The sequence below is a fragment of the Kribbella catacumbae DSM 19601 genome (assembly GCF_000372465.1).
Lineage (GTDB): Bacteria > Actinomycetota > Actinomycetes > Propionibacteriales > Kribbellaceae > Kribbella > Kribbella catacumbae.
This window is the reverse complement of the sequence record NZ_AQUZ01000104.1, coordinates 1-9,445: the sequence shown is the minus strand read 5'-3', so window position 1 is coordinate 9,445 and position 9,445 is coordinate 1. Positions and strand designations below refer to the sequence as shown.

The window sequence follows — 9,445 nt, the reverse complement described above, 5'->3', positions numbered from 1 at the left end:
TCTTCAATGCCCGACCGTAGGCCGACGCAGCCTCCTCGAAGTCACCGCGATACTTGCCGGTGACACCGATGTCGTTCAGCACTGTTACGAGGTTCAGCGGTTCGACGGTCGGGTCCAGCTCTGCGAGGGCAAGCGCACGGTGANACTCGCGNCGAGCNTCGGAGAGCAGGCCCNTCTTCCGCANCTGTGCGCCTCGGAGCTGCGCGGTCGTGGCGGCCGCTGGAAGCTGAGTCTGGTCGGGCATTTCGGCTCATCGGCCTAGAGGAGGACCTGGTTGTGATTGCTGACGATCCGGTCGCCGTCGTCCGACGGATCGGCATGCGCGACGGTGGCGGACCCCGCCAGCGCTCCGGCGAGCAGGGCAACCGCGCCCAGTGTCCCTGCGATCAGCTTCTTCCAACCAACGCGTGACCTTGCACCCATCGTTGTTCTCCTATCCTGTCCAGAGGCGAAGGCTGTCCTTCGCTCCAACTGTTCGAAACTGCAACAGCAGAACCTTCGAGTGCTCTTTGGCTGGGATGAGGTCTCCACCTCCACCCGGCCCACGCCGTCGTCGGTGGTGGGTCTTGATCTCGACCAGCCGCTGCGCGGCGACGGCCAGGCGGCATCCCGTCGGAAATCGCGGCGGTCATTAGCCGGCACGCGCCGGGCGCTGTCATCATGGACGACTTCTACTCTCGCCTGCGCACGAAGAGCAAACGAACCCTCTACCCAGCTGCGGAGATCGAGCGCACCTCTCCCCCGGGCTGGAACGAAGCCGGCGGTCGTCGGTCCGGGTAGGCGTTGCAGGCTAGGGAAGTAGCCGGGCTAGACGATCGCGGCAGGATGTCAGGGTTGGGTGGTCGCTTGCGACGGCGTCTGCCAAGAGCGTGATCGCTTCGCGGAGGGATTCGGTTGCTTGGCTGAGCAGGCCGAGTTCGGACTGTGCGCAGGCCAGATTGTGGAGAGTGATGGCGAGATCAGGATGGTCGTGGTCGAGTGCCAGTCGCTTGATCTCCGCCGCGCGATCCAGTTCGCGGCCGCTGCCTCGAAGTTGCCTGAGCGGTGTTCGAGTGAGCCGAGGTTGTGGAGAGTGACAGCCACCTCGTAATGCTCGGGACCGAAGCTGTCTTCGAAGACGGCGAGTACGTCGATCAACAACTCACGCGCCTCTGCCTTCTCGCCGAGGTCGACGAGAATGGCGGCTAACGCGGCGCGATCTGCGGCGAGATCGAGTGGATCGGTGGCCGCCGAGGTCAGCCGAAGGGCGATGCCTTCACGCGCGGCGGATTCGGCGGCCGCCACTTCTCCACGAGCGTGGGCGAGACCGGCGATGTTGTGCAGGAGACTTGCCCGCAGATCCAGTTGATCGCTTCCACACTCGTTCACGATCCTCAACGCCCGACGGTAAGCGGACGCAGCTTCGTCGAAGTCACCGCGATACTTGCCGATGACACCTATGTCGTTCAGCAACGGCACGAGTTCCAGCGGACCGACGGTCGGGACATGCTCCGCGAGGGCGAGGGCACGGTGAAACTCGCGACGGGCCTCGGATAGCAGGCCCTTCTCTCTCAGCTGCGAGCCTCGGAGCCGGGCCGTCGCGACGGCCGCTGGAAGCTGAGTCTGGTCGGGCATGGGGGTCGCTGGGTTAGAGAAGTACCTGGTTGTGATTGCTGACGATCCGGCGGCCGTCCGGCTGATCCGCTTGAGCGACGGTGGCGGACCCCACCAGTGCTCCGACCAGCAGAGCAACCGCGCCGAGTGTCGCTGCCACCAGCTTCTTCCAGCCGAGGCGTGACCTTGCACCCATCGTTGTTCTCCCATCTTGTCCAAGGGCGAAGGCCGACCTTCATCCATCTGTTCGAAACTGCAACAGCAGAACCTTTGAGTGCTCTTTGGGCGGGATGAGATGAGTTCTCCGCTCCCATCCGGGTCTGAGGGCAGCCTGCCGCAGGCTGTTCCCAGTGATTGCCCAGCCTGCTGCGGCAGGCTCAATGTCGTTCAAGGGAGGACAGATGAACCGTTCCGACAGCTATTCACGCTGGCCGGCTGGGCTGGTCGCGGTGCTGCTGATGCTGGCCGGCGTGGCTACGTCGACCAGTGTCGCTGCGGGTGGCGTTACCGGGGAGCCGACCAGTACGCACGCAGCGGGTGTCGGCCCGATCCCGGCACCGCCGGGGCCTGGACCGGGCAGTTAGATGTCCAGGCAGCCCAATTGCTCGCAGGTTCGGGCCTGGTTGCGGCGATGGCTGCGTTGACTTGTGCGGCGGTGTGGATCGGTGTCTTCGGCAACTATTTGAGCGAGGGTTCGGTTCGCAGGTATGCCGTTGGAGTCATCACTAACCCGCCGCCGCCACCTCCCTGGCCGGGTGGATAGGCGGCCTGCAGCCTTGACTTCGGAAGGAGTGTTGATGCGTTCTCTCATGGCCTACTCGGGGTGGCGCGTTCGTCCAGCGGGTTGGCTGATCGTTCTGTACTTCGTAGTCGCGTGGGTCTGGGCTGTCGGTGTCGAGCCCCTCCGTTCGTATGCGGCTGGCGTCATCCCAACTCCACAACCACCTGGTCCAGGTCCCACGGGCTGAGCAAAGCGTGGAACCGAGCGCCACATCGGGTCCTGAACCGGCGTGAGAGTTGTCGTTGACCGAACGCCGCGGCGGGCGCGTCGTGCCCGCCGCTGATCGCAATCGCCGCGTGGCAGCGGTCTTGGCTTCGAACCTGGGGCTGCCAACCCGGCCCCTGACGTGCAGAGCGAGTCGGCGAGGTTCGATCTCTGGGATGCGCTCGTGGAGCACCGCCCGCTGAGCGAGGTGATGTGAGCCCACTAGGTCGCCAACTACGCCAGCCAGCGGGACAGAGCGGCCACATGAGCTGCGGCCACGCGTAGTACCTGCCGACGTCGCACCCACGATGCCGAGCAAAGTAGCTATCAATTCTTGTATACCGTGGAAGGACGTTTTGATGAGGTACCGACGAGCGATTTCCGCCCTCGCTGTTGCTGTCGCAGCTGCACTGCCGATCGGCACGGTGCAGATGATGTCAGCTGACGATCCAATGGCGGCTATGCGGACGGGTGACGAACCGAGCGAGCCGCTCGAAGATCCCTGGCTATGCGACATATTCATCTGTGGCGGGAACCACAACGAGTCTGCGGCTCGGGACCGGTGATGTTTCTGGTGGTGGGCGGTTCCAGCGACGACGCAACACTTGCTCGATCCTGGAGGATCTGTTGTGGTCGAGGATGAGCTCAACCGCAGACCCGAGCAATCCTCGGACACCACCTGCCAGCCGACCTCTCGCCCCGCGCCCACGGAGATCTTCGCGCCGCCAAGCCGAGGCGGCCAAGCTGACTCCATCGGTGACCTCGATTGCTTGAGAAGCCGCGCGGATTGAGTCGTTCCCGGCAGGCGATGAATCGCTGACTCGATGCGCTGGGCAACTACCTCGGTGGCGTTGCTGTCCGAGTCGCGTTCTGTCAGCGTGAGGCACTATGGACAGTGGTCAGGAGCGGGATGCGGCGATTTCGCAGGCAGTACGGATGCGCCAGCAGGGATAAGGTGCGCAGGCCCGGGAGCAGTTGCCTCCTCCAGATCGAGGGTCGCGCCGATGTGATCGCGGGAAGCGAGTTGGTACACCTCACGGCCGACCGCATCCCGGTTCGGCGCATGCGGCAGCAAATCGGTGGTCAGCCACTGGCCGAACTCACTGAAAGCCTTGCTGGCGGCGATCGCGGCCGCCTCGACCCGTGCCTTGACGGCCGACTCGGGCGCCTTCGCGGTCAGGCCGACGAAGTAGTCGTTGCCTTCCGCGCCGCTCCACTCGGCGCTCCGCTGGGCCAGCACCTTCACCTGCCGGGCTGACGAGACACGGCCGGCGTCGGCCTGCTGGAGCAGGGTCTCGCGGTACCCGTCGAGCGTCGTACCGACCTGGTCCAGCCGGCGGCCGAGATTCTCCCAGTCCTCGTCGGTCGAGGTCGGCATCAGGTCGAAGACCGCGCGCAGCTCGACCGGAACGCAGGAGATCCCGTTCAGCTCGTACTGCGGTACGCCCGCCTCGTACCGCTCGAGGTCGAGCTCGATCCGCTCCAGCAGCGCGTCCTTGGCCGTCTCCTCCCGGAACGAGGAGACCTCGACGGTCTTCGCCTCGGCGACCGTGGTCCGGTGCAGGTCGATCAGCGCGTCGAAGCCACCCGGCGACCGGTCCGGAAGCTTGTCGTCGTACCCCTGCATGCCCATGATCGTCGCCGCGGCGGGCGACAGCTCGGCACGGGCCGCGAGGAAGCGTTCGGAGAGCTCGTCGATCGGGCTGTGTGGTGCCGTCGTGTCCGTCATCGGGCGACAGCGCCGCCGCGACAGGATTGACCGAAATACCCTACTGCGCAGGTTTCCCGGTGATTCCGGCTTCGCGCAGTCAAGCTGTGTCCTGAAGGCCGAGACTGGTACGCCAACCCGATGCCTGAAACGACTGCGGTGCCGGGGATCGCGCCGAGGCGGAGCTGCTCGAGGTGAATCAGCCTGCGGTCAGATTCAGCCATCGAGAGTTGCCATGGGCAACGGATAAGCGAGTATCTGTGAGTCGAGCTCGCCCGGCCGCGACACGTCGCGTGGTGGCGAGACACGGGGCCCTGACTCACCGCATCCTTAGGACGGTAACCTCCCCCGGCCCCGTGATCGGCGGCATCAGGCGCGTGATTCGCGGCGGCTGCCGGGAGAGCCAGTTCCCAGCGGTTGCCCATCACCCGATCTCAGACTCGGTGACATAACTGCGGTCGCGGGTCGCCCGGCGTCGTGCCAACGGATCGAAGGAGAAGCGAATGGTGGCGAAGAGAATGGTTGGACTCGGTGGACGGTTAGGGCGGATCCTCGGCATTATGGTGGCCACGTTCGCTCTCGTTGCCGGTTCGGGTCTGGTGGCGCAGGCGCAGGTTCCCGGTTTGACCTATATCTCTGCAGGTACGGGGGCGGACTCCAATTTCTACAAGTCGGTTCGGGTCGGTTGTCCCGTAGGCACTCGGGTCGTCGGCGGGTTCTTCGCACTGGAAGGCGCCGAAGGGGCCGTGGTACTGGATGACTTCATCCCGTCCGCGACCGACCTGCTCGTTGGCGCCGGCGAGATCGTCGAACCCGGCACCGGCAACGGCGGAACGCCAGCATCGTGGAAGATTACCGCGACTGTCGCCTGCGCCAATGCCCTGGCCAACTATGCGTTGATCACGGACACCTCGATTGTTGGCCCCGGAACTTCGCACGCCGCGACGGCACGCTGCCCATCCGACACCAAGCTGGTTGGTGGCGGCGCATCCTTGAGTAACGGATGGGGACATGTGTCGATCCAGCAGTTGCATTTCGCGAGCGGCCTTACGGATCAGTCGGTCAATGCGCGTGCCGTGACCGACGGGGGACCAGTTGCCTTCAACGAATCCTGGTCGGTATCCGCCTATGCCATCTGCGCCTCTGCGATAAGCACCGTTGCGGCCTCTAGCGTGGACAACTCCCCCTCAACCGGCAACCCTCGGGTGGACCAGTGGGTCTGCTCGCTCGACGGAACAGATTGGAGCGTCACCACCGTGGGCTGGCGCATTAGCCCAGCAGCGACTTTCGGCACCAATCGCTACATCACCGGAACGACAACCACGACCAACGGAGGCCAAGCCTTCGGCATAGCACGAGCAACCGCCACCCGGAACGACGGCGTACACTGGCTTCTCCGCGCCGAGCTCATGTGCGTCACCACGTGACACCAAGCTGCACAATCGACAGTTGGCTGAATCTCGGTCCTGCAATTGGGCTCAAGATGACCGGACTGCCGTCGGTGCCCCTGCACCGGCGTACGGGACAGCGAGGCGACTCACTGGCCAGTCGTGTGCCAGGTGGTCGAGAGCCGTTCTCAGTAGTCGACCGCGACGTCGGCTAAGCATGGCGGCCAACCGCGAATAGCAGCGGGCCGGACGGGATGAGGCCGGGGTTGTCAGTTCATGCCCCGATTCTGGCGGTGTGCCAGCTAACCTCCCACCGCTGACGGTGGGTCAGGATCGCGTAGTCCACCTCGGTGTCGCCGCGTGGCCCGGCTAGGACGATGTGCAATGGTCGCCCGTCTGGCAGTTCGTCGTGGTACTCGGCGGGCTCTGGCGCGTGACCGCACAGGACCACTGAAGCGTCGACACGGGCGAGGAGACGGAGCGAGGCATCGCGCTCGGCGGCGATCAGATTGCCGTCGTACGTCGGGTGCGCGGGCCAGTACGCGTTCCACGGATTGCCCGGCATGCCGTGGCACACGTACACGCCGTCGGTGAGCACGAACTCCTCGGGCAACGACCGGAGCCAGCTGAGTTCGTCTGCAGACAGCGCGTCCTGGCCTGCCGCCATCTGCTCCAGCCACGGCCCGGGCGGATCCGAGCGGCGCAACCGCATCCACAAGGTGTTGTTCCAGCGGGGTGAGCTGCAGATGGCGTCGGGCCAGGTCCAGCTGGGCTCCAGCCGGGTCGAGCACGGAGTAGCTAGTCTTCTCGGCGTCGGGAAGGCTCGGATCATTGTTGAGGTACGAACGCCCGCGACCCCTTCACAGCTAGCCACTCTGCTCGATGTCTCGCTCGGCACGGTCTCTGCCCACCTCGCGGCGCTCCGAGACGCCGGCGTCGTCCTCAGTTGGCGAAGCGGCAGAGCGGTGTACTACGAACTCACCGAAAGCGGCGAGGACCTCGCAAACCTCGTGACCGCGACGAACCCTTCCGCAACGCCGCAATGGCCCGAGGAAGTAGCCCGGCCCTAGTCACAGCTCCGCGGACAAGAGCACGATGGGTAGACGTGGGTTTGGTCCGGGGAAGTGCCCATCACGTGGTGCCTGGCGATGAGCCAAGGTCCATACGCTCGATGCTGATAAGCGCCCACCGCACAGTCGGATTGCAACAGTCCCATCTGGTTTCGGGTCGGAAGGACGGCGCGACCCGTCAGACGGGGGTCGGCTCAAGTGCAACGGGTTGGCAGCCGTGGTTCCGGTGTACGAGCTGAGAAACTTGGCCTTGGCCGCTCCATCCTCGGACGCAGCACCACGCCGGAGGTTCGATGCCAGGACGGATCGACCCCGTCTGGTCTGCCGTCCACCTCGACAACGCCGAGGTGCACCTACTCAGCTCCCATCACCCCGCACCCTGAGCAGTCAGGATGGCGAGCACGTCCTCGAGGACCTGGTTGGCTGAGGCGGCGCCGCCGACGGTCCAGTAGTTCTGGACGAAGTGCACGCGGTTCTGCTTGACGGCGCCGAGGCGCTGCCAGAGGGCGTTGGACCTCAGGAAGGCGACCGAGTCCTGACGCTGCTCGAGGAAGATCAGATCGGCCTCCAGCAGGCCGATCCGCTCGAGGCTCACCTGGACGGTCTTGTACTGATCGGCCGTCTCCCGCAGTTGCGCCGCCGGCCGGGTCAGGCCGAGCTCGGTCATGACGTTCGTGCCCAGGCTGCGACCCGGCATCGACAACCTGATCCCATCGTTGACGATCGACCCGACCGTCACTTCGGTACCGCTCAGCTTGGGGTGCGCCGCCTTGTAGGCATCAAGCTTCTTTTGGTACGCCGAGATGACGGTGGCTGCCGCCTCCGGCGTACCGATCAGCGCGGCCGTTGCCTTCAGCCCGGATCGCCAATCCTCCGCGGCAGTACGACCTGCCGGTACGTCGTACGCCACCACTGGCGCAACGTCGTCGAGACGCTGGATCACCTCCGGCTTGGTCTGGTCGGACGCCAGCAGCACCAGATCCGCGTCGAGCGCAGCGAACGCCTCGTACTCCGGTTCGAACGCCTCGCCGATCGCCTTCACCCCAGCGTCCTTGGCGGCCTTCGTCAGGTACGGCGACAACTCCGGATCCTTCTCGAAGAACCCGTAGCCGAAGACCCCCGCGACCTTGCTCAGGTCATATCCGAGCGCTGTCAGATGGTCGAACGTGATCCAATCGACCACAAGTCGCTGCGGCGCGACCGGAATCTCCACCTCGCCACCCACTGACGACACGACCCGCCGAGACTCGGCAACGACCTCGTCGGTTCCGCTCGAACTACACGCCGGCAAACCAAGAACGGCGAGAAGGAGGACGGCAGAGCCGCGAACAGTAGACCGTTTCATCTGTCGCTCAGATCATTCAGGTAGGGGCACAGTCGATGTACCGCGGGATCGGCGATCGTTAGTTGAAGTCTGCCGGATAGGTGAACACTCCTGCCCGGCATGAACGAGTCTCGAAATTTCGGCCCAGCCGTCGCCCAGTTGCGACTCAGGGGCAGCCGGTATGGTTCTCGGTTTGACAGGTGTCGGTGCCGGTGCCGCCGTCGGCCGTGTCGGTCCCCGAGTCGCCGATCAGCAGGTCGTCGCCGGTGCCGCCGTGCAGGGTGTCGTTGCCGGCGCCGCCGAGCAGCCTGTTGTTCGCGGAGTTGCCGACCAGAAGATCGTTCCCATCGCCACCGGTGATGTTCTCCACGTCGGAACGCACGTCGTCGTTCTCCCCGACCTGGCCGTCGTTGGCCTGGTCGTCGAGCCGGATCGTCCGGGCGACAGGCCCGCTGGAGGAATCCGCGTAGGACACAGTGTCGACCCCCGAGCCACCTGCGAACGAGTCCGGCCCGTCGTACCGCGACGGCGAGAAGGGACCGTCCTGGATCGTGTCGTCACCGCCGCGCCCCTCGATCACGTCGGAACCGAATTCACCGGTGAAGTGGTTGTTCGCGTCGCTGCCGGTCAGGGTGTCGTGGCCCAGGCTGCCGGCGAGATTCTCCACGTCCGAACCGATGTTGTTGGTCCGGTCGCCGGGCATCCCGTCGTTGGCCACGTCGTCCAGCGAGATGCGGACACCCTCCGCGCCGAAGTCGCCCTGGCCGCCCGAGCCACGATCGATCCCCGGTCCACCGATCACGGTGCCGCCGCCGCTGACGGTGGCGAAATCGTCGCCCGCGCCCAGATCGATCAGCGAGTCTCTGGCCGTGGAGCGTGCGGAGTCGTTGCCCGGCCCCAGCCGCAGGGTTGCCGGCAGGCCACCCGCATCAGCGCTGTCATTGCCGTCGCCGGAATCGATCAGCAACCGGGTGGTCCCATCAACAGGGCACGACACCCTGTTCGGGTTGAAGGTGTCGGCCGCCTTCCGGCACGGGTAGACCGGCACGATCGGATTCGCGTGGTCGTTCACGAACGCGACACCGGAGTACACAAGAACGGAGAACCCGTTGTGCTGGCCCGGGGCCGCCACGACCGACAAGACCCCCTGGTCGATCCGGACCTGAGTCGAGGTCGCGGCCTGCGCCGCCGCGCCGGAGACCGCCACCTGCGCCACCCCCAGCACAACCGCACAACCCCACACCCTGCGCCGACGCCAACCGTTCATCGCCCCACTCCACCCTTCAGCGGCGATCACAGCCGGTATGGCCCGGTTCGCCGATGCCTTGGCGTGAAGTGTCACTCAAGCCACTGGGAAAACACTGGGCGACCGTCCGC

The 9,445-nt window shown here is 65.4% G+C and carries 10 protein-coding genes and 1 pseudogene; 3 read left to right on the top strand and 8 right to left on the bottom strand.

What is annotated here, in order from left to right; all coding sequences use genetic code 11:
- Positions 1 to 258 precede the first annotated feature (258 nt).
- From A3ES_RS55350 to A3ES_RS55345, 4 genes and pseudogenes are all read right to left on the bottom strand, one after another.
- Entirely contained in the window at positions 259 to 423 is a 165-nt protein-coding gene (locus tag A3ES_RS55350) for a hypothetical protein (RefSeq protein WP_020391713.1), read from the bottom strand.
- 367 nt (positions 424 to 790) lie between these two features.
- Entirely contained in the window at positions 791 to 952 is a 162-nt protein-coding gene (locus tag A3ES_RS57420) for a hypothetical protein (RefSeq protein WP_420323170.1), read from the bottom strand.
- A gap of 149 nt (positions 953 to 1,101) precedes the next feature.
- Positions 1,102 to 1,614: pseudogene (locus A3ES_RS0144785) on the bottom strand (tetratricopeptide repeat protein); the annotation flags it as partial.
- Between the two features lie 13 nt (positions 1,615 to 1,627).
- Positions 1,628 to 1,789 (bottom strand): hypothetical protein, encoded by a 162-nt coding sequence (locus tag A3ES_RS55345; RefSeq protein WP_020393365.1) that lies wholly within the window; start codon positions 1,787 to 1,789, stop codon positions 1,628 to 1,630.
- Positions 1,790 to 1,994: 205 nt separating this feature from the next.
- On the opposite strand from A3ES_RS55345, the gene A3ES_RS0144775 reads away from it, so the two are divergent.
- Positions 1,995 to 2,177, top strand: a complete 183-nt coding sequence (locus tag A3ES_RS0144775) for a hypothetical protein (RefSeq protein WP_157631083.1) — start codon at positions 1,995 to 1,997, stop codon at positions 2,175 to 2,177.
- 1,287 nt (positions 2,178 to 3,464) lie between these two features.
- On the opposite strand, the gene A3ES_RS50635 is transcribed toward A3ES_RS0144775, so the two are convergent.
- A complete protein-coding gene (locus A3ES_RS50635; RefSeq protein ID WP_020393363.1) occupies positions 3,465 to 4,307 on the bottom strand; it encodes a DUF885 family protein in 843 nt (280 codons plus the stop codon).
- Positions 4,308 to 4,789: 482 nt separating this feature from the next.
- Between A3ES_RS50635 and A3ES_RS0144765 the strand changes: the two genes are divergently transcribed.
- Entirely contained in the window at positions 4,790 to 5,713 is a 924-nt protein-coding gene (locus A3ES_RS0144765) for a hypothetical protein (RefSeq protein ID WP_237745222.1), read from the top strand.
- A 235-nt stretch (positions 5,714 to 5,948) separates the two neighbouring features.
- On the opposite strand, the gene A3ES_RS0144760 is transcribed toward A3ES_RS0144765, so the two are convergent.
- Entirely contained in the window at positions 5,949 to 6,386 is a 438-nt protein-coding gene (locus A3ES_RS0144760; RefSeq protein WP_020393361.1) for a hypothetical protein, read from the bottom strand.
- Positions 6,387 to 6,393: 7 nt separating this feature from the next.
- Between A3ES_RS0144760 and A3ES_RS0144755 the strand changes: the two genes are divergently transcribed.
- Positions 6,394 to 6,744: an ArsR/SmtB family transcription factor gene (locus A3ES_RS0144755; protein WP_020393360.1), complete on the top strand. Its 351-nt coding sequence runs from the start codon at positions 6,394 to 6,396 to the stop codon at positions 6,742 to 6,744.
- Between the two features lie 367 nt (positions 6,745 to 7,111).
- Here the strand turns inward: A3ES_RS0144755 and A3ES_RS0144750 are convergent, their stop codons facing one another.
- Together A3ES_RS0144750 and A3ES_RS56615 are read right to left on the bottom strand one after the other, a co-directional pair.
- The gene (locus A3ES_RS0144750; protein WP_157631082.1) at positions 7,112 to 7,957 is read right to left on the bottom strand and encodes an ABC transporter substrate-binding protein; all 846 of its coding nucleotides are present in this window, start codon (positions 7,955 to 7,957) and stop codon (positions 7,112 to 7,114) included.
- Positions 7,958 to 8,234: 277 nt separating this feature from the next.
- Positions 8,235 to 9,335, bottom strand: coding sequence for a calcium-binding protein (locus A3ES_RS56615; protein ID WP_157631059.1), 1,101 nt, complete (start codon positions 9,333 to 9,335; stop codon positions 8,235 to 8,237).
- Between the last annotated feature and the right edge of the window lie 110 nt (positions 9,336 to 9,445).